Below are 16,234 nucleotides of genomic sequence, written 5' to 3'. Positions count from 1 at the left end.
GGTGGTGTCATCCGGTCGCCCCGCACGTTGCATCGAAAGGCTGTCGTATGGGCTCGGTGGTCAAGAAGCGCCGCAAGCGCATGGCTAAGAAGAAGCACCGCAAGCTGCTGCGCAAGACCCGCGTCCAGCGTCGCCGTCTCGGCAAGTGACCGGAGCCGGGCCCCAGCCCGGCGTCCGCCGTCACTCGCCAACTGTCGACTCCCGGAGGCTCAGGTGACCAGGCCGTGGCTGTCCCGGCTCGATCCCACCTGCCGGGAGAGGTGCGAGACATGACCCCCGGTGGCACCCCAGGTGCTCCGGGGGTCGTCGTCGTGACCGGGGTCGGCCGCTACCTCGGCGCGCACGTCGCCGCCCGGCTCGCCGCCGACCCGCGCATCGAGCGGGTCATCGGCGTCGACCCGCCGGAGCCCGGCGCCGAGTTCACCGACCTGCTCGACCGGGTCGAGCGGATCCGCGTCGACGCCGGCTCGCTCGGCGGGCTGCTGGCCGACCTCGAGGTGGACGCGGTGGTGCACCTCGCCCTCGTCACCGCCCCGGATCCGCAGCACGGCGGCCGGTCGGCGATGAAGGAGCAGAACGTCATCGGCACCATGCAGCTGCTCGCCGCGTGCCAGCGCGCGCAGCGGCTGCGCAAGCTCGTGGTCCGCTCGTCGACCGCCGCGTACGGGGCGTCGTTCCGCGACCCGGCCGTGTTCACCGAGGAGACCGAGCCGCGCGAGGTGCCGCGCGGCGGGTTCGGCCGCGACATCCTCGACATCGAGGGGTACGTCCGCGGCTTCCGCCGGCGCCGGCCCGACGTCACCGCCACCGTGCTGCGCTTCGCGCCGTTCATCGGCTCGACCGCCGACACCACCCTCACCCGGTACTTCTCCCAGCCGGTGGTGCCCACCGTGTTCGGCCGCGACCCCCGGCTGCAGTTCCTGCACTTCGACGACGCGCTGGAGGTGCTGCACCGGTCGATCGTGGAGGACCACCCGGGCACCTACAACGTCGCCGGGCCCGGGGTGCTCTCCCTCTCCCAGGCGATCCGCCGGGCCGGCCGGGTCGCCGTGCCGGTGCTGGAGCCGGGGCTCTCCGGGGCCGCCGCGTTCGCCCGCAACCTCGGCTTCGGCCGCTACGGCCTCGACCAGGTCGACCTCTTCGTGCACGGCCGGGTGGTCGACACCAGCCGGCTGGAGCGCGAGTACGGCTTCACGCCCCGCTCCACCGCGGCCGCGTTCGACGACTTCATCCGCGCCCACCACGGCGGTGTCGTGGTGTCCCGGGAGCAGCTGGCCGCCGCCGAGCGGCTCGTGCTGGACGGGATCCGGCAGGTCCGGGCCGCCGTGCGGGAGCGCTCGTGACCGGGCCCGAGGAACAGCGTGACCGCCGGTACGACGTACCGCTGACGGTGGCCGACCCGGGTGCGGCGCGGGCCAACGGGCACCGGCGCGCGGCCGACGAGCCGGACACCGCGGCCACCGACGAGCCGGTGGTGTCCGCGGCCGGCGACGCCGCCACCGACGACGCGCCCGGCCGCGACCAGCGGGCCACCGACGCTCCGGCCGGTGCGCCGACCGCCGACCGGCCGGTGACGCCGAGGGCGGACGCCGGCAAGGCCGGCGACGGCGGAGCCCGGCGGGGGCCGGCGGTGCCGGACCGACCCGGCGACCACTGGGACCGCAAGGTCGCCGGCGGCCTGGCCTTCCTGCGCCGGCGGCTCTCCGGCGACTACGAGGTGGACGAGTTCGGCTTCGACCCGGAGCTGACCAGCGCGGTCTTCCATCCGCTGCTGCGGCTGCTCTACCGCGACTGGTTCCGCACCGAGGTCACCGGCATCGAGCACGTGCCGGTCGACGGGGCCGGCCTGGTGGTGGGCAACCACTCCGGCACGGTGGCGCTGGACGCGCTGATCCTCTCGGCGGCCCTGCACGACCGGCACCCGGCGCGCCGCTACCTGCGGCTGCTCGGCGCCGACCTGGTCTTCCGGATGCCGGTGGTCTCCGAGTTGGCCCGCAAGTCCGGCGGCACGGTGGCCTGCAACCCGGACGCCGAGCGGCTGCTCGGCAACGGCGAGCTGGTCGGTGTCTTCCCGGAGGGCTTCAAGGGCATCGGGAAGCTCTACTCCGAGCGCTACAAGCTGCAGCGCTTCGGCCGAGGCGGGTTCGTCTCGGCGGCGCTGCGTACCGGCACCCCGATCGTGCCGGTGGCCATCGTCGGCGGCGAGGAGATCTACCCGATGCTCGCCGACATCAAGCCGCTCGCCCGGCTGCTCAAACTGCCGTACTTCCCGATCACCCCGACCTTCCCGTGGCTCGGGCCGCTGGGCATGGTGCCGCTGCCGAGCAAGTGGCTGATCGAGTTCTGCCCGCCGATCCCGACGGCCCACCTGACCGACTCCGCGGACGACCCGATGGTCGTGTTCAACCTCGCCGACCAGGTGCGGGAGACCATCCAGCAGACCCTGCACAGGCTGCTCGAGCGCCGGCCGGACCCGTTCGGCCCCTGATCGCGCGTCCCGCTGCCGGGCGGGCGCGAGCCGTCAGGTGCCGCGGCGACGGCGGTGCAGCGCCATCCCGGCGGTGACCGCCCCGGCGACCAGGCCCGCGGCGGCGGTGGACGGCACCGCGATCTTGACCGCCCGGCGGCCGGTGCGGAAGTCCCGCACCTCCCAACCGAGCTGCCGGGCCTGCCGCAGCAGGGTGCCGTCCGGGTTGACCGCCACCGCCCGGCCCACCGTCGAGAGCATCGGCAGGTCGTTCGCCGAGTCGCTGTAGGCCGCGCAGCGGGCCAGGTCCAGCCCTTCGACCGCGGCGAGCTGGGTGATCGCCTCGGCCTTGGCCGGGCCGTGCATCAGGTCGCCGACCAGCCGCCCGGTGTACGCGCCGTCCACGATCTCGGCCACCGTGCCGATCGCGCCGGTCAGCCCGAGGCGGGCGGCGATCACCCGGCCGATCTCCACCGGCGCGGCGCTGACCAGCCAGACCCGCTCGCCCGCGTCGAGGTGGCGCTGGGCCAGCCGTCGGGTGCCGGTCCAGATCCGGGGCGCCATCAGCTCGTCGAAGATCTCCTCGGTGAGCCGCTCCACGTCCTCCACCCGCCAGCTCTCGATGAAGGCGAGAGCCGCCTCCTTGGCCTGCGACATGTCCCCGGCGTGCTCGGTGGCGAGCAGCCGGAACCGGAGCTGCTGCCAGGCGAACCGGGCCAGGTCGCCGGTGGTGAAGTACTTGCGCGCGGCGAGCCCGCGGGCGAACCAGTAGATCGAGGCGCCCTGCATCATCGTGTTGTCCACGTCGAAGAAGGCCGCCGCGGCCGGGTCCGGCGCCGGGGGAGTGGGCGCCGCGGGGTCGGTCTCCGCCCAGCCGGCGGTGTGACCGTGGGCGTCGGTGCTGACGGTCACCTTACGGCTGCGGGCCACGCGACCTCCCTCCGCTCGACCGGCACGAGATGTGCCTCCCGGCGAGGGTAGCCGGGAGAAGGCGTCGGACGGCCGGCCGACGGGTGAACTGTGGCGCGTCCGGCTCCCCGGCGGGTGCCGGGGAGCACCGGGGCGTCAACGGCCGGTGGCGCCAGCGGCCGGCCGGTCCCGCAGCGCGCGCCGGGCCGGCGCGGTCAGCGGCCGGCCGGGCCGGCAGAACCCGCCGGGTCAGCGGTCGGCCGGGCAGGTGGCCGGGGCCGGGCCGAGGGCGTCGCTGCCGACGGGAGCCGGCAGGCCGCAGGTGATCGCGGCGCGCAGGGCGTCGGAGCGCTTACGGATCGCGTCCAGCAGGGCCAGCGAGCGCCGGGCCCGATCCCGCTCGGCGCGGGTGGTGTCGTCCAGCAGCGCGTTCACCGCCCGCCGCTGCCCGGCCAGGAAGGAGTTCACCGTGTCCAGCGCCGCCGGGTCGGAGCGCTGCACCGCCGCGCCGGTCAGCAGCCGTACGCCCTGGCGGGTGTCGGCGTCCATGTCGTCGAGCACGGCACTGAAGCCGGGGTCGTCCCCGCGCAGCGCGGCCGCCTCGCCCAGTCGGGTGCGGGCGAAGCCCAGGAAGAGCTGCCCCCGGCTGATGTCGGAGCTGGTCAGGGCGAGCTGGGCCCGCTCGGTCGAGCGCTTCATCCCGTAGAGCGCGTCGCCCGGCACGGCGTTCTCGCTGGCGGCCGAGATGCCGGAGACGGCGATCGCCCCGGCCGCGATGCCGACCAGGATGGCGCCCCGGGCGCGGGCCCGGCGCGCGGTGACGGCGGGCAGCAGCGGACCGCGGCCGGTGCTGGCGGCGGAGCGCTGGGCCGCCGCTCCCGCCGCGGCGGGAGCGCCGATGCCCTCCCGTTCCGCGGTGGCCAGCAGCATCGCCCGCAGTCCGGTGCGGAACTCCGGGTCGACCTCGACGGCCGGCGCCTCCGTGCGCAGCCGCTGCCCGACCGCGACGAGCGCGGCGAGCTGGTCGTCGGCCCGGGACCGGACGTGGTGGCGCCGGCCGCCGTTGGCCTCGTCGAGAAGTTGCGCGAAGCGCTCGGCGCGCCGACGGGAGAAGAGGTTGCTGTCCACCGCAGGCACCTCCTCTCGCTGGTCACGGCCGGTCGGCCGCTGTCGTCGCCGACGACCGGTGACGGCAGGGCACCACGGACGAACGTTCGTGGTCGGCCATACCGCCGGACCTCTCGGGGGTCCGGGGGATGTCCGGAGCTACCAACCGGTCGCACCCGGAGAAACGGTCCGCACAGGGCACGGGTTACGGGGCCGGCGGGGGCGAAATCACGGAAAGTGACCGGATTCACCCGACGAGAAGGATGCTGAGCCGCGGAAACGCCGATGGGCGGGAGCGGGTCCCGTTGATGGGACTACGGTTGGAAGCCGTCGGGGAGCAGCCGCGCCAGGGCCCGGACCGCCCGGTACTGGAGCGCCTTGATGGCCCCCTCGTTCTTGCCCATCGCCCGAGCCGTCTCGGCCACCGAGAAGCCCTGCAGGAAGCGGAGCACGATGCACTCCTGCTGCTCCGGGTTGAGCTGCTTGACGGCGCTGAGCAGGGCCACGTTGGTGATGTGCTCGACCACCGCCGCCTCCGGGCTGCCCTCCGGCCCGCGGTCCTCGCGGTCGGCGTCGAGCACGTCGCCGGTGGTCACCTCCAGCCGGTACCGGCCGGACTTGAAGTGGTCGGCGACCAGGTTGCGGGCGATGGTGACCAGCCAGGCGCCGAGGTCCCGGCCCTGCCAGGTGAAGCTGCCGATCCGCTTCAGCGCGCGCAGGAAGGTGTCGGAGGTGAGGTCCTCGGCCAGCTGTCGGTTGCCCACCCGGAAGTAGACGAACCGGAAGACGGTGTCGACGTACCGGTCGTAGATCAGCCCGAACGCCTCGGACTCGCCCGCCTGGGCTCGCTCGACCAGGGCCCAGACCTCGGTGGCCGGGTCGGACGGGTCCGGCCGGCTCGGGTAGCCCGTGGCGGCGTTGACCGGGGCGGCCGCCGGTACCGCGGGGAGCACCGCGGTCTCGGTCGTCGACGGGTCGGCCACGGCGGGTGTCTCCCCGGTGCGGCGTCCCTGTGCCGGCATGGTCGGTCGGGCGGGGACCGCCACGCGGCCGCCGGCCGGCTTCGCGTTTCCCCCCGGTGTGGCCGGTCGCGGTGGCGGGTCGTTGTGGTGCGGCCTGCTGCGCAGCCGGTTCGACGCGCCCTCCCCCCGCGCCGAGAGGCTGCCGGTGTCCTCCACCGGGCCGCGGGCGGCGAGCCGTTCGTTCACCGTGGGGCGGGCCTGCGGGCCGGTCAGGCCGAGGGGGCGCTCCGCGTAGCCGAAGGTCGTCACCGGGCCGCCTCCGTCCCATCGGCGGCCGAGCACGCCGGCCGGCGCGTCGGCGGCGACACCCGGTCGGGTATGTGGTCGGGCACGGCGGGTCGGGGGTGTGCCGACGGGCGGCAGATCCCCTTGAGGTGCTGGTCCAATGCGCTCACAGGCACGGGGGCCTCCTCGGGCTGAGGGGTGTCGACTCACGGCAAATGGGGTGAGCCGACCCGAGTGATGATAGGGGCCAACGTCACCCGCGCGTGGCAAGTCCGTTACACAGGGCGGAAGTATTTCCCGCCGCGTCGCACCGATGGCGGACCGGTTGTCCGTCGTGTGCGGTTGACTTTCGGATTGGCAGATGGTCCGGAGTGGAAACCCTGGTCAGCGGCGTAATCTGAGTTCGCTGAGCGTCCCGGGCGGACGGTGCCGCGGTGCGTCCGACCCGGCGTCGAGCCGGCCCGGGTGCGTCCTGTCGACGGGACTGATCTTGTCTCGGGTGTCGTCCCCGGCGTGTCCCGTCGGCGGGACCCATCCCCCGCCCGGAGGAGCCCGCCCCACCGGCCCGGCCGCACGGCCCCGCCGAGCGGACGATCCGCCCCCGTCCCGATCGCCGTCGGCCGCTCCGGCCGGCCGCGTCCCTCCGGCGTACGGGGGAGGGCCGGCACCGGGGCGCTCGCCCGTGACGTCCCGGGCGGCCACCGGCGCACCGGCAACCCCGCGCTCCACTCGGGGCGGCGGTGGGCGCCCCGCCCGGTGCGGTCCGCTCCGGCATGGCCGGCGGGCCCGCGCTGTGCCAGACTCAGCCACCGTGCAGGACGCAGCCGACAGCTCCGCGCCGAACCTCGCCGACCGGCTCCACCGGGCGGCCCTCGCCCATGGCGACCGACCCGCGCTGCACTGGCGCGAGCAGACCCTGAGCTGGTCCGAACTGGACGCGGCGGTGACCGAGGTGGCCACCGCGCTGGCCGCGGCGGTGCCGGCCCCCGACCCGTCCGGCCGGCCCGCGCGCGTCGCGGTCGCCCTGCCCAACTCGCCGGACTTCGTGCTCGCCCTGCTCGGCGCGCTCCGGGCCGGGCTGGTCGCGGTGCCGGTCAACCCCGGATTCACCGCCCCCGAGCTGCGCCACGTGCTCGCCGACTCCGGCGCCTCCGTGCTGATCGGCACCGACCGGGTCGGCGAGCTGGCCGGCGTCGCCGGGGAACTACCCGCGCTCACCGCGGTGCACAGCACGCCGCCCCGGAGGCCGGCCACCGGCGGTCCGTTTCCGCCCCGGCGCGGCGAGGATCTCGCGGTACTGCTCTACACCTCGGGCACCGAGGGGCGGCCGAAGGGCGCGATGCTCTCGCACCGGGCGTTGCTGGCCAACCACGAGCAGGTGGAGCGGATCGAGCCCCCCGTGGTCGGCCCCGACGACACCGTGCTGCTGGCGCTGCCGCTGTTCCACGCGTACGGGCTGAACTCGGGGCTCGGCGCGGTCGTCCACCATGGCTCGACCGGGGTGCTCGTCGACGACCTCGGCGCCGACGGCGGGCTCGCCGAGATCGCCCGGCACCGGGTCAGCGTGCTGGTCGGCGTACCGTCGATGTTCCTGGCCTGGTCCACCGCGGACGCCGGCGCGACCGCCGCGGCGATGGCGTCCGTGCGGGTCGCGGTCTGCGGCGCGGCGCCGCTGGAGCCGGCCGTGGCGGCGCGCTACGCCGAGGTCGCCGGCCACCCGGTGCACGTCGGCTACGGCCTCACCGAGACCGCCCCGGTGCTCACCACCACCCTGGTCGGCCAGGTGGCGAAGGCCGGCTCGATCGGCCGGCCGCTGCCCGGCGTCGAGCTGCGTCTGGTCGGCCCGGACGGCGCTGACCTGTGGCGCGACGGCGCGGCCGAGCCGGACGAGGACGCCGACGAGCTGGACTTCGCCGACTCGGCGCCGGGCACCGATCCGGGGCAGATCGTGGTGCGCGGGGCCAACCTCTTCTCCGGGTACTGGCCGGACGGCCGGGGCGGGCCGGATGCGGACGGCTGGTGGGCCACCGGCGACGTGGCGTACGCCGACGCCGACGGCGATCTCTTCCTGGTCGACCGGATCGGCGAGTTGATCCTGGTCAACGGCTTCAACGTCTATCCGCACGAGGTCGAGTCGGTGCTCTCCGCGCACCCGGGCGTGGCCGAGTCGGCGGTACTGGGTGTGCCGCACCCGCGGACCGGCGAGACTGTCCGGGCGTACGTGGTGCCGGCGCCGGGGCGTCCGGTGACCGGCGAGGAACTGCTCGCCCACTGCGCCCGCAACCTGGCCCGGTTCAAGTGCCCGAGCGCCGTCGAGTTCGTCGACGCGCTGCCCCACTCCGCGATCGGCAAGGTGCGCAAGACCCTGCTCCGGTCGGTGCCGTCCCCGGCGGCCCCGGCCGGCGACCGCCCGTCGGCTCCGGCCGGCGCCAGCAACACGGAGGACACCGATGCGTGAACCCCGCCTCACCCTCATCACCCGGCCCGGCTGCCACCTCTGTGACGACGCCAAGGCGGCGCTGGACCGCGTGGTGGCGGTCACCGGCGACCGGTGGGTCGAGCAGGACGTCACCGGCGACATCGAGCTGGAACGCGAGTACGGCGACCGGCTGCCCGTGGTGCTGCTCGACGGCAAGGAGCACGGCTACTGGCGGGTGGAGGAGGAGCGGCTGCTGCGGGACCTGACCACGCCGCAGCTGTAAGGGGTTGGATAGGGTGCGGCGATGACCCCTGCACGCACCCACCTGGTGTGGGACTGGAACGGCACCCTGCTCAACGACCTGAGCCTGGTGGTCGCCGCCACCAACGCCGCGTTCGCCAGCGTCGGCGGGCCGAGCGTGACCGCCGAGGAACACCGGGTCAGGTTCCGCCGGCCGGTCGCCGACTACTACGCCGAGGTGCTCGGCCGGGCCGTCGACGACGAGGCGTTCGGGCGGCTGGACCGGATCTTCCACGACGCGTACCGGGACGGGCTGACCACCTGCGAGCTGGCGCACGACGCCTCGTCGGCGATGGCGGCCTGGCCGGGCAGTCAGTCGCTGCTGTCCATGTGGTTCCACCACGAGCTGGTGCCGACCGTGCACACCTACGGGCTGAGCGGGCACTTCGTCCGGGTGGACGGCCTGCGGGCCGAGGTGGGCGGCGACCGCAAGGCCGAGTCGCTGGAACGGCACCTGGCCGAGCTGGGCCTGGACGGCGGCGCCGTGGTGCTGATCGGCGACTCCATCGACGACGCCGACGCGGCCGCGTCGGTGGGCGCCCGGGCGGTCCTCTACACCGGCGGTTTCACCGACCCCGACCGCCTGCTCGCCTGCGGGCACCCCGTAGCCGACACCCTCACCGAAGCGGTCAAACTGGCCCAGACCCTCCCCTGACCCCGGCCTCCCGCGGGACGGAGCGGGGCGGGGGGTCAGTTGCGGAGGTAGGTGAGGACGGCCAGGACGCGGCGGTGTTGTTCGGTGTCGGGCGGCAGGTTGAGCTTGGTGAAGATGTTGCGGACGTGCTTCTCCACGGCCCCGTCGCTGACCACCATGGTGCGCGCGATGGCGGTGTTGGACCGGCCCTCGGCCATCAGGGCGAGCACCTCCCGTTCGCGCGGGGTCAGCTCGCGGAGCGGGTCGTCCCGGCGGCGCCGGGCGAAGAGCTGGCCGACCACCTCCGGGTCGAGCACCGTGCCGCCGCCGGCCACCCGGTCCAGCGCGTCGAGGAACTCGTCGATCGCGGCCACCCGGTCCTTGAGCAGATAGCCGATCCCGCCCCCGCCGGCACCCGTGGTGGCGAGCAGGTCGTCGGCGTACGAGACCTCGACGTACTGGGAGAGGACCAGGATCGGGGTACGGGGCACCAGCCGGCGGGCCTCCACCGCCGCCCGCAGCCCCTCGTCGGTGTGCGAGGGCGGCATCCGCACGTCGACGATCGAGACGTCGGGCCGGTGCGCCACCACCGCCTCGACCAGCGCCTCGCCGTCCCCGACCGCGGCCACCACCTGGTGCCCCCGCTCGCTGAGCAACCGGATCAGCCCCTCCCGCAGGAGTACGGCGTCGTCCGCGATCACGATCCGCATGGTGCTGTTGTCTACCACGGCCCGACCCCGCTCCGGGGCGCTCGCGGCGCGCGGAGCGGGAGCACCCCGGTCACAGCGGCAGGTCCGCGCGGATCTCGGTGGGCCCGCCGGCCGGGCTGACCACGTCCAGCCGGCCGCCGGCGGCGCGGACCCGGTCGGCGATCCCGACCAGCCCGTGCCCCTTGGCCAGGTGCGCCCCGCCCTGGCCGTCGTCGCCCACGGCGACCACCAGCCGCTGGTCCTGCCGGGCCACCGCGACCTGGCACTCGGTGGCCCGGCTGTGCTTGGCGACGTTGGTCAGCGCCTCGGCCACCACGAAGTACGCGGTGTTCTCCACCGCCGGGTCGAGCCGCCCGGCCGGGGTGCCGAGGTCCGGATCCACCCGCAGCTCGATCGGGATCAGCCCGCGCCCGGCGAGCGCGGCGAGGGCGCTGGGCAGCCCGCGGTCGACCAGGATCGGCGGGGCGATGCCCCGGGACAGCGCGCGCAGCTCGGCGAGCGTCTCCCGGGTCTGGGTGACCGCCTCGTCCAGGGTGCGTCCGGCCGCCTCCGGGTCGGTGGCGAGCTGCTGGCGGGCCCGGCTCAGGTCCATCGCCAGCCGCACCAGGCGCTGCTGCGGGCCGTCGTGGATGTCGCGTTCGAGTCGGCGCAGCGCGCTGGCCTCGGCCGACACGGCGGCCCGCTTCTGCTCCTCCAGCACGGTGATCCGGTTGCGCATCTCGGCCACCCCGGTGAGCATCGCCCGGCCGAAGCTGGCCTGCAGGAGCGCGCAGCCGCGGGCCACGATCGGCAGGGTGATCAGGAAGAACAGCCCGATCGCGGTGTGCAGGCCGATCCGGGCGGTGGTCGAGCCGCCCAGGCCGAGGAGCTGGGGAAGGTCGACGTCCTCCGGATCGGCGCGCGGCAGCGCCCAGTCGTACGCCCAGTAGAGCGAGCCGGCGACGGCGCCGGCCCACCAGACCAGCGTGACCACGAAGGTGACAATGGCCACGATCAGCTTGAAGATGCCGTGCGCCAGGTCGAGCCAGGACTGGGCGTCCGCCATCGGCACGAAGATCCGCCGCCAGGCGCTGGCGCCGGGTTCGGCGAGCCGGTACTGCGGGCGGATCCGGGCCTGACGCAGCACGGCCGGCAGCCGCAGCCGCTCGATGTCCGCCAGTCCCCGGGCGGCGTAGAGGGTGCCGCTGAGGATCGGCAGGCCGATCACCGTCACCACCAGCCCGAGGCCGGCGGCGAGGCCCACCACGAGCACGACGAAGCTGGCCAGCGCGAGCGGGAGGCCGAGCAGGACGTACCCGGAGTCGAGGAAGAGCTGGCGGGGGATGCTCGGCGCCAGCGGCGGCTGGGCGGCGGCGGGAACGGCGGTCATGTCACGAGGCTAGGCAGCGCGTGGGGGCGGACCCATCCCGCCGGCCGCCGTTTCCGCCGTAGGGCTGGCCCTACCAGCGGCCGGCGGGGCGGGCGCGGCGGGTCGGATCGGGCCGCGACGCGCGGTCGCGCGATTGGTCAGAGAAGTCGGGATTGAGCAATAATCGCCGAGCGGCGCCGGCAATGGTTGCCGGATCGATCTTGCGGAATGGAGAGCCTGGTGGAGCCGCGTCGCGAGCTGTCAAGATCGCGATTTGTGCGTGCGTTCACAAGCGCCTACTCTGTAATTCCGACGCGCCCTGCTAGCACAGCCGGCAATCTCGGTCGCCAGCGGGAGTCCCGAAACGGCCGGCCGGTGGAGTTGGCCGAGGATCGCACCGCACGGAGTCTCATGAGTCAGCACCGTCACCCTGGCGCGCCCGGTCGCGCCGGTGCCGTACCGGCGCTACCGGACCTGCCCGAGGCGACCGTCGCGCGGCTCCCCGAATACCTCCGCGCCCTGCACAATCTCGCCGAGACGGGCCACGAGACGGTGTCCAGCGAGGGGCTGGCCAGCGCCGCCGGGGTCAACTCCGCGAAGCTGCGCAAGGACCTGTCCCACCTCGGCTCGTACGGCACCCGCGGGGTCGGCTACGACGTGGCGCTGCTTATCGAGCAGATCGAGTTCGTGCTCGGGCTCACCCAGCGCCGGGCGGTCGCCCTGGTCGGCGTGGGTAATCTCGGTCACGCCCTGGCCGGCTACGACGGCTTCGCCAGCCGCGGCTTCCGGATCGCCGCGCTCCTCGACGCGGACCCGTCGCGGGTCGGCGAGGAGATCAACGGCCTGGTCGTCCGGCACGTCGACGAGCTGCCCCGGGTCGCCGCCGAGGAGTCCATCGCGATCGGCGTGATCGCCACCCCCGCCGCGGCCGCCCAGCGGGTCGCCGACCAGCTCGTCGCGGTCGGCGTGACGAGCATCCTGAACTTCGCGCCGTGCGTACTCTCGGTCCCGGAGGGGGTCGACGTGCGCAAGGTCGACCTCGCCATCGAGCTGCAGATCCTGTCCTTCCACGAGCACCGCAAGGCGTCGCTGACCGGGCTCCCCGCCACCGGCGGATCCGCCCTCACCGCCCTGCCGGGCGGGCTCGCGGTCACCGAGACCCAGGAGGCGATCGGCACGTGAAACTGCTCGTCGTCGGCGCGTCGTACCGCACCGCTCCGGTCGCCACGCTGGAACAGCTGGCGGTTGCCCCGGCCGACCTCACCCGGACCCTGGACCGGCTGGTCGCCCAGCCGTACGTGGCCGAGGCGGTGCTGGTCTCCACCTGCAACCGGGTGGAGGTCTACGCCGTCGTGTCCGGTTTCCACGGCGGCCTCGGCGACATCTGCGCCGTCCTGGCCGAGCAGGCCGGCAGTCCGCCGGCCGCGCTCGCCAACCACCTCTACGTGCACTACGACGCCGCCGCGGTCGACCACGTCTTCCGGGTGGCCGTCGGGCTGGACTCGATGGTGGTCGGCGAGGCGCAGATCCTCGGCCAGCTCCGCGACGCCTACCACTGGGCCAGCGGGGCGGACACCGCCGGGCGGCTGCTGCACGAGCTGATGCAGCAGGCGTTGCGGGTCGGCAAGCGGGCCCACGCCGAGACCGGCATCGACCGGGCCGGCCAGAGCGTGGTCACCGCCGCGCTGGAGCTGGCGGCCGGCCACCTCGACGGCGACCTCGCCGGCCGTCCGGCGCTGGTGGTCGGTGCCGGCGCGATGGGCTCGCTGGGCGTGGCGACGCTGTCCCGGCTGGGCGCCGGGCCGCTCACCGTGACCAACCGGGGCGCCGACCGGGCCGTCCGGCTGGCCGAGTCGTACGGCGCCACCGCGGCGCCGATGGCCGAACTGACCGCCACCCTCTCCACAGTGGACATCGTAGTGGCCGCCACCGCGGCCACCGAACCGGTCCTCACCCTGGACACGGTCACCCGGGCGCTGGCCGACCGCGACCCGGGCCGGGGCCCGCTGGTCCTGCTCGACCTGGCCGTCCCGCGTGACGTCGAGCCCGGTGTCGCCGAGCTGCCCGGCGTCGAGGTGATCGACATCGACCGGATGGCGGCGCTGCTCGCCGACGGCCCGGCCGCCGCCGACGCCGCCGCCGTGGAGCAGATCGTCGCCGGCGAGGTGGAGAGCTTCCTCACCTGGCTGCGGGGGGCGGACGTGGCGCCGACCGTGGCCGCCCTGCGCGGGCGCGCCGACGACGTGGTCACCGCCGAGCTGCGCCGGCTCGCCCAGCGCCGCCCCGACCTCAGCGACGACCAGCGCGCCGAGGTCGCCCGCACCGTGCACCGGGTGGTCCAGCGGCTGCTGCACCAGCCGACCGTGCGGGTCCGCCAGTTGGCCGCGGAGCCCGGCGGCGACCAGTACGCGGCGCTGCTGCGCGAGCTGTTCGACCTGCAGGTCCCGCAGACCTCACCGGTCGACACCGTCCCCGACGTCATGGACTCCGACGTCACCCCGGCGTTCGGCGCAGCCGACGCCACCCCGCCCGCCGGAGGTGAGCGATGAGCACGCCCCTACGCCTCGGTACCCGGGGCAGCGCCCTGGCGATGGCCCAGTCCGGCCACGTCGCCGAGGCCCTGACCGCCGCCACCGGGCGCCCGGTCGAACTGGTCGAGGTGGTCACCGCCGGCGACCGTTCCGCCGCGCCGGTGCACCGGCTCGGGGTCGGCGTCTTCGTCTCCGCGCTGCGGGACGCGCTCGTCGCGCGGACCATCGACTTCGCCGTGCACTCCTACAAGGACCTGCCGACGGCCGCGGCGCCCGGGCTGCACATCGCCGCCGTGCCGCCGCGGCAGGATCCGCGCGACGCGCTGGTCGCCCGCGCCGGACGGACGCTCACCGAGCTGCCGCCCGGCGCGACCGTCGGCACCGGCGCGCTGCGCCGCATCGCGCAGCTGCACGCCCTCGGCATGCAGCTGGAGGTCACCCCGATCCGCGGCAACGTGGACACCCGCCTGGCGCGGGTGCTCGGCCCGGAGGCCGACCTGGACGCCGTGGTGCTGGCCCGGGCCGGCCTGGCCCGGCTGGGCCGCACCGACGTGGTCACCGAGACGCTCGACCCGATGCTGATGCTGCCCGCACCCGCCCAGGGTGCGCTGGCGGTGGAGTGCCGGGTCGACGACCCGGACCTGGTCGAGCTGCTGGCCGTGCTCGACCACGCACCGTCGCGCGCCGCGGTGGTCGCGGAGCGGGCGTTCCTGGCCACCCTGGAGGCCGGGTGCAGCGCACCCGTCGCCGCCTACGCCGAACTCGCCGAGGGCGACGCCGGCGAGGAGATCTACCTGCGCGGGGCGGTGATCAGTCCGGACGGTACGCGTGACCTCCGGCTGTCCCGCACCGGTACGCCCGCCGACGCGGCGGAGATCGGCAAGGCACTGGCCGCCGAACTCCTCGACCTCGGCGCCGACTCGATCCTCGGCCAAGCAGGACCCACCGGCCCGGGGACCCAGCAATTTGGGAGCACAGAATGACCCGCACCCGTAAGCCCGTAGGCCGTATCGCGTTCGTCGGGGCCGGTCCCGGCGACCCGGGCCTGCTGACCCGTCGGGCGCACGACGCCCTGGTCGACGCCGACCAGGTGGTGTACGACCGGGGAGTCCCCGAGTCGCTGCTCGACGCCGTCCGCGCCCAGGCCAAGACCGACGCCCAGTTCACGCCGGCCGAGGGCGCGCCGGGTGACGTGGCGAAGGTGCTGATCTCGGCGGCCCGTTCCGGGCTGAACGCCGTGCACCTGGTCGCCGGCGACCCGTTCGGCCACGACTCGGTGGTCAAGGAGGTGCAGGCGGTGGCGCGTACCGCCGCGCACTTCGAGGTGGTGCCGGGGGTCGGTCAGGCCGAGGGGGTGGCCACCTACGCGGGCGTGCCGCTGCCGGGCGTACGGACCGCGGCCGACGTCGAGGACGTCAGCACGCTGGACTTCGAGGCGCTGGCCGCGGCCGTCGGCCGGGGCTCGCTGGCGCTGGCCGTGGACGCGGGCGACCTCGCCGCGATCCGGGACGGCCTGCTCGCCGCCGGGGTGGACGGCGCCACCGCCGTCGGGGTGACCGGCGACGGCACCGGAGAGACGCAGTACACCACCACGTCGACCGTGGACAGCTTCGTCGCCGCCGCGCTCGGTTTCACCGGCCGGGTGGTGCTCACCGTCGGCGCCGGGGTCGGCCAGCGGGACAAGCTCAGCTGGTGGGAGAACCGGCCGCTGTACGGCTGGAAGGTGCTGGTCCCGCGGACCAAGGAGCAGGCCGGCGTGATGAGCGCCCGGCTGCGGGCGTACGGGGCGATCCCGTGCGAGGTGCCGACCATCGCCGTGGAGCCGCCGCGCACCCCGGCCCAGATGGAGCGGGCGGTCAAGGGCCTGGTCGACGGCCGGTACGCCTGGGTGATCTTCACCTCGGTGAACGCGGTCCGGGCGGTCTGGGAGAAGTTCGCCGAGCACGGCCTGGATGCCCGGCACTTCGGCGGCGTCAAGATCGCCTGCATCGGCGAGGCGACCGCCGACGCGGTCCGCGCGTTCGGCATCCAGCCGGAGCTGATTCCGTCCGGGGAGCAGTCCTCCGAGGGGCTGCTGGCCGAGTTCTCGCCGCACGACGAGGTGCTCGACCCGGTCGGCCGGGTGCTGCTGCCGCGCGCCGACATCGCCACCGAGACGCTGGCCGCCGGGCTCACCGAGCGCGGCTGGGAGGTCGACGACGTGACCGCGTACCGGACCGTCCGGGCCGCCCCGCCGCCCGCCGAGATCCGGGACGCGATCAAGTCGGGTGGCTTCGACGCGGTCCTCTTCACCTCGTCCTCCACCGTCCGGAACCTGGTCGGTATCGCCGGGAAGCCGCACGCGCGTACCGTTGTTGCCGTCATCGGGCCCAAGACGGCGGAGACCGCGACGGAGTTCGGCCTGCGGGTCGACGTCCAGCCGCCGCACGCCTCGGTGCCCGACCTGGTGGAGGCGCTCGCCGCCTACGCCGTCGAGCTGCGCGAGAAGCTCGCCGCCATGCCGGCGAAGCAGCGCCGCGGCTCGAAGGTGCAGGGGCCGACCGCCCTCCGCTTCCGGTAGTC

The 16,234-nt window shown here is 74.9% G+C and carries 15 protein-coding genes; 10 read left to right on the top strand and 5 right to left on the bottom strand.

The annotated features are described in order from the left end of the window. Positions 1 to 47 precede the first annotated feature (47 nt). From AC1WTP_RS07570 to AC1WTP_RS07560, 3 genes are all read left to right on the top strand, one after another. Positions 48 to 149: a 30S ribosomal protein bS22 gene (locus tag AC1WTP_RS07570; protein ID WP_007465623.1), complete on the top strand. Its 102-nt coding sequence runs from the start codon at positions 48 to 50 to the stop codon at positions 147 to 149. Positions 150 to 269: 120 nt separating this feature from the next. Further along, the gene (locus AC1WTP_RS07565) at positions 270 to 1,343 is read left to right on the top strand and encodes an NAD-dependent epimerase/dehydratase family protein (RefSeq protein WP_481648501.1); all 1,074 of its coding nucleotides are present in this window, start codon (positions 270 to 272) and stop codon (positions 1,341 to 1,343) included. 287 nt (positions 1,344 to 1,630) lie between these two features. Further along, on the top strand, positions 1,631 to 2,488 hold the full coding sequence (locus tag AC1WTP_RS07560) for a lysophospholipid acyltransferase family protein (RefSeq protein ID WP_481648647.1): 858 nt from the start codon (positions 1,631 to 1,633) through the stop codon (positions 2,486 to 2,488). A gap of 33 nt (positions 2,489 to 2,521) precedes the next feature. On the opposite strand, the gene AC1WTP_RS07555 is transcribed toward AC1WTP_RS07560, so the two are convergent. The 3 genes from AC1WTP_RS07555 to AC1WTP_RS07545 form a co-directional block, all read right to left on the bottom strand. Beyond that, positions 2,522 to 3,397, bottom strand: a complete 876-nt coding sequence (locus AC1WTP_RS07555) for an HAD family hydrolase (RefSeq protein ID WP_481648500.1) — start codon at positions 3,395 to 3,397, stop codon at positions 2,522 to 2,524. Between the two features lie 228 nt (positions 3,398 to 3,625). Beyond that, positions 3,626 to 4,504, bottom strand: a complete 879-nt coding sequence (locus AC1WTP_RS07550) for a DUF5667 domain-containing protein (RefSeq protein WP_481648499.1) — start codon at positions 4,502 to 4,504, stop codon at positions 3,626 to 3,628. 293 nt (positions 4,505 to 4,797) lie between these two features. Next, positions 4,798 to 5,754 (bottom strand): ECF subfamily RNA polymerase sigma factor, BldN family, encoded by a 957-nt coding sequence (locus AC1WTP_RS07545; protein ID WP_481648498.1) that lies wholly within the window; start codon positions 5,752 to 5,754, stop codon positions 4,798 to 4,800. Between the two features lie 787 nt (positions 5,755 to 6,541). Here AC1WTP_RS07545 and AC1WTP_RS07540 point away from each other — a divergent pair. From AC1WTP_RS07540 to AC1WTP_RS07530, 3 genes are read left to right on the top strand one after another with little or no spacing between them, the layout of a single operon-like run. Further along, positions 6,542 to 8,188, top strand: a complete 1,647-nt coding sequence (locus AC1WTP_RS07540) for an AMP-binding protein (protein ID WP_481648497.1) — start codon at positions 6,542 to 6,544, stop codon at positions 8,186 to 8,188. Beyond that, the gene (locus AC1WTP_RS07535) at positions 8,181 to 8,432 is read left to right on the top strand and encodes a glutaredoxin family protein (RefSeq protein WP_088996181.1); all 252 of its coding nucleotides are present in this window, start codon (positions 8,181 to 8,183) and stop codon (positions 8,430 to 8,432) included. Before AC1WTP_RS07540 ends, AC1WTP_RS07535 begins: the two co-directional genes overlap by 8 nt. Positions 8,433 to 8,453: 21 nt before the next feature. Next, positions 8,454 to 9,104, top strand: coding sequence for an HAD family hydrolase (locus tag AC1WTP_RS07530; protein ID WP_481648496.1), 651 nt, complete (start codon positions 8,454 to 8,456; stop codon positions 9,102 to 9,104). 35 nt (positions 9,105 to 9,139) lie between these two features. Here AC1WTP_RS07530 and AC1WTP_RS07525 read toward each other — a convergent pair whose 3' ends face one another. Both AC1WTP_RS07525 and AC1WTP_RS07520 read right to left on the bottom strand, forming a co-directional pair. Continuing rightward, a complete protein-coding gene (locus tag AC1WTP_RS07525) occupies positions 9,140 to 9,793 on the bottom strand; it encodes a response regulator transcription factor (RefSeq protein ID WP_481648495.1) in 654 nt (217 codons plus the stop codon). Positions 9,794 to 9,863: 70 nt separating this feature from the next. Next, the gene (locus tag AC1WTP_RS07520; RefSeq protein WP_481648494.1) at positions 9,864 to 11,162 is read right to left on the bottom strand and encodes a sensor histidine kinase; all 1,299 of its coding nucleotides are present in this window, start codon (positions 11,160 to 11,162) and stop codon (positions 9,864 to 9,866) included. 390 nt (positions 11,163 to 11,552) lie between these two features. Here AC1WTP_RS07520 and AC1WTP_RS07515 point away from each other — a divergent pair, with 390 nt between their 5' ends. Genes AC1WTP_RS07515 through AC1WTP_RS07500 form a run of 4 tightly spaced genes read left to right on the top strand, consistent with a single transcriptional unit; the run spans position 11,553 to position 16,232 of the window. Next, a complete protein-coding gene (locus tag AC1WTP_RS07515) occupies positions 11,553 to 12,323 on the top strand; it encodes a redox-sensing transcriptional repressor Rex (protein WP_481648493.1) in 771 nt (256 codons plus the stop codon). Further along, positions 12,320 to 13,690, top strand: coding sequence for a glutamyl-tRNA reductase (locus tag AC1WTP_RS07510; RefSeq protein ID WP_481648492.1), 1,371 nt, complete (start codon positions 12,320 to 12,322; stop codon positions 13,688 to 13,690). The genes AC1WTP_RS07515 and AC1WTP_RS07510 overlap by 4 nt, the downstream gene beginning before the upstream one ends. Further along, on the top strand, positions 13,687 to 14,655 hold the full coding sequence (hemC, locus tag AC1WTP_RS07505; protein WP_481648491.1) for a hydroxymethylbilane synthase: 969 nt from the start codon (positions 13,687 to 13,689) through the stop codon (positions 14,653 to 14,655). The genes AC1WTP_RS07510 and hemC overlap by 4 nt, the downstream gene beginning before the upstream one ends. Further along, the gene (locus tag AC1WTP_RS07500; protein ID WP_481648490.1) at positions 14,652 to 16,232 is read left to right on the top strand and encodes a bifunctional uroporphyrinogen-III C-methyltransferase/uroporphyrinogen-III synthase; all 1,581 of its coding nucleotides are present in this window, start codon (positions 14,652 to 14,654) and stop codon (positions 16,230 to 16,232) included. Before hemC ends, AC1WTP_RS07500 begins: the two co-directional genes overlap by 4 nt. The last annotated feature ends 2 nt before the right edge of the window (positions 16,233 to 16,234 follow it).

It is taken from the genome of Micromonospora sp. R311 (assembly GCF_056780015.1).
Note: the sequence above shows the minus strand (reverse complement) of the source record. Positions and strands in the feature narration are given on the sequence as shown.

Bases quoted from the DNA above. Each gene is read 5' to 3' on its own strand.
- AC1WTP_RS07570 (WP_007465623.1), top strand. From the start codon at position 48: ATGGGCTCGGTGGTCAAGAAGCGCCGCAAGCGCATGGCTAAGAAGAAG.
- AC1WTP_RS07565 (WP_481648501.1), top strand. From the start codon at position 270: ATGACCCCCGGTGGCACCCCAGGTGCTCCGGGGGTCGTCGTCGTGACC.
- AC1WTP_RS07535 (WP_088996181.1), top strand. From the start codon at position 8,181: ATGCGTGAACCCCGCCTCACCCTCATCACCCGGCCCGGCTGCCACCTC.
- AC1WTP_RS07530 (WP_481648496.1), top strand. From the start codon at position 8,454: ATGACCCCTGCACGCACCCACCTGGTGTGGGACTGGAACGGCACCCTG.
- AC1WTP_RS07525 (WP_481648495.1), bottom strand. From the start codon at position 9,793: ATGCGGATCGTGATCGCGGACGACGCCGTACTCCTGCGGGAGGGGCTG.
- AC1WTP_RS07520 (WP_481648494.1), bottom strand. From the start codon at position 11,162: ATGACCGCCGTTCCCGCCGCCGCCCAGCCGCCGCTGGCGCCGAGCATC.
- AC1WTP_RS07515 (WP_481648493.1), top strand. From the start codon at position 11,553: ATGAGTCAGCACCGTCACCCTGGCGCGCCCGGTCGCGCCGGTGCCGTA.
- hemC (WP_481648491.1), top strand. From the start codon at position 13,687: ATGAGCACGCCCCTACGCCTCGGTACCCGGGGCAGCGCCCTGGCGATG.
- AC1WTP_RS07500 (WP_481648490.1), top strand. From the start codon at position 14,652: ATGACCCGCACCCGTAAGCCCGTAGGCCGTATCGCGTTCGTCGGGGCC.